The organism is Inquilinus limosus MP06 (assembly GCF_000767795.1).
Lineage (GTDB): Bacteria > Pseudomonadota > Alphaproteobacteria > DSM-16000 > Inquilinaceae > Inquilinus > Inquilinus limosus_E.
The window spans coordinates 1-2,559 of record NZ_JANX01000734.1 but is presented as its reverse complement, the minus strand read 5'-3'; the positions used below and the strand labels follow the sequence as shown (position 1 = coordinate 2,559).

Here is a 2,559-nt window from a genome sequence, read left to right as displayed (position 1 = left end):
GGGCGGTGCTGAGCTGGCGCTGGGCGCCGGCATGCGACGGCTCCAGCGCGATCGCGGTCTCCAGCGTCGCGACGGCATCGGCCCAGCGCCTGGCGGAGATCTGCAGCGCGGCCAGGCTGCGATGCAGATGCGGCCCGTCCGGATCATGCGCCAGCGCCTTCCGGCAGGCGGCGATCGCCTCGGGCAGCCGGTTCAGCTGCGACAGCGCCGTGCTGTGCAGATGATGCAGCCGGGAATGGTCCTCGCCCCGGGCGATCGCCTCGGCGATCAGGCGCTCCGCCTCCGACGCCCTGTCCGCCGAGATCAGGAAGCCGGCGCGCGCGACCGTGGCATTGGCGCTGCCGGCGAAGTTCCGGCCGATCTCCTCGATCGTCGCCGTCGCCTCATCGGCATGGCCGCAGCGCTGCAGGATCGTGGCGACCCAGGCGTACAGCCCGACCATGTCGCGCTCGCGGTCGAAGGCGGTGCGGATGGTGTTGGGCGGATGGCCCAGCAACTCCCGCGCCACCGCCGCGGCCTTCTCCCGCGCCGCCTTGGCCTGCCCGGGCTGGCGGAGATCGGTCAGGATCTCGGCCAGCAGCAGATGCAGGTCGGGGTCGAAGCGGTAGTGCCGGATCGATTCGCGCAGGGCCTCGGCCGCCTCCTCCAGCCGGCCGCGCGCCCGCAGGATGCGCCCCAGCTGCTCGAACATCGACGACCGGGTCGAGGCGCGCAGCAGCAGCTTGCGCTTCAGCTTCTGCACCACCTCGGGCGGGATCGGGTCGCGGGCATGGTCGCGCTCGTCCTCGAACAGGCGGATCGCCGTCCGCTCGATCTCCTCCGCCTCGGCCAGGCTGCGGTCGAGCAGCAGGCAGCGCGCCAGGCTGTGATGGAAGTCGGACCGCTGCGGGTCGAGCGCGAGGGCGTTGCGCCAAAGCCGGATCGCCTCCGGCGCCCGGCCGATCGTCATCAGCATGGTGGCGGCCAGGGCCTGGGCCTCGGCCAGATCGGCCGGGGCGCGCGCGACCCACTCGCGGGCGAGAACCCGGCCTTCGCCGTAGCGGCCATGGCCCCAGAACAGCTTGAACAGCAGCTCCGCCGCGTCGATCGAGTCCGGGTCGAGCTCGAGCGCCCGGCGCAGGCTGGCGACCGCCTGGTCGATCTCGCCGGTGTGCTGGGCCGACCGGCCCATCTGGACATGGTACAGCGGGTCGGCCTCGCGCAGCCGCTGCGCCTCCTCGGAGAGCCGGGCGGCCTCGTCCTCGCCGCCCTGGGCCTGCCGCAGCTTGCCGAGATGCAGGAGGGTCGCCGGATGGCCGGGCAGCAGCCCGGCCGCGCGGCGCGCCTCCGCGACGGCCTCCTCGACCCGGCCGGAACGGGCCAGGGCCTCGCTGCGCACCCGATGCTGATAGGCCACGATCTCGGCCGGGCGGGCCGGGGCCGCGGCCGGCCGGTCATCTTCGCCGTCGGGGAACACCCGGGCCAGCGTCCGGCGCAGCTCCTCGTCGATCTCCAGCCCGGCGCCGTCGCCGTGGAACAGCTCGGTGCGCTTGGCGTCGGTCAGGTTGGAATCGACGTCCCAGCTGGTGTTGATCGGCTTGAAGTGGCGCAGGCCGACCTTGAAGCTGGCCTCGTCCGGGGTCATGCCGATGACGTTGTGGATCGCCCATTGCACGTCCTCGGGCGATTTGGCCGGCACCACCGCCCATTTCTCGGTGCAGGCGTCCAGGCGGCCCACCTTCTTGTGGAAGAAGTGCTTGTGCCGGCGCTGCTGGGGCAGGGGCTCGGTCGCGTAATTGTGGATCCACCAGCCGTCGAAGCGGATGAAGCCGGTGTCCGACTGCTCGGCGATCTCGAACACGCTCTGGCCGTCGCGGGTGACCGCCAGCTCGTCGATGTCGACGTTGATGACACTGGCGGCGGTCCGGAAGTAGCGCAGCCGCGCATGCTCGAAGGCCGCGGCCTGGCCGTAGAACGAATCCCATATGCTGTAGGACAGCGGGCGGCGGCCGTCGAACACGCCCCATTTGTAGGGCCAGGGGATGGTCAGCACCTCGATCGCCGGGTCGATCGACCGCAGCGCGTCGTCGAGCTCGCGGACATCGTAGGCCGTCGAGGCGTTGTCGTAGAGGACGACGCCGTTGGCGCCATGGCCGCGGGAATAGTAGCGCACCCAATCCTGGATCCAGGCGATGTCGTTGTCCTGGCTCATCGCATAGATGCAGCGGCGGCCGTCGAACAGCCCGCTCAGATTGGGCTGCGGCGCCAGGAAGGCGCGGCCCAGGCTGGTGTCGGCGATCAGCCCGGTGGTGCCGGGCGGGACCGGGACGGTGACCAGGTCGACCCAGCGCTTGTGCCGCACCTCGAAGGCGCAGCGCTGCATCGAGGGCAGGGCGGTGAAGGCGAAGTCCAGCTCCGCCTCCAGGTTCAGGAGCGGCGGCCCGACCAGGCGGATCGACTCGCCCGACGCATCCCAGAACACGTCGCAGAACACGGTGGTGAAGTCGAAATCGTCCTCGTAGCTGGCATGCCGCAGCGTCGGCGGCCGCGGCGGCAGGCGGATCGGGTCGTGGCTGAAAT

1 protein-coding gene is annotated in these 2,559 nt (G+C 71.4%); it reads right to left on the bottom strand.

The window, feature by feature from the left end:
* A partial coding sequence (locus P409_RS31615; RefSeq protein WP_034847899.1) for a tetratricopeptide repeat protein occupies positions 1 to 2,559 on the bottom strand: 2,559 nt, incomplete at both ends.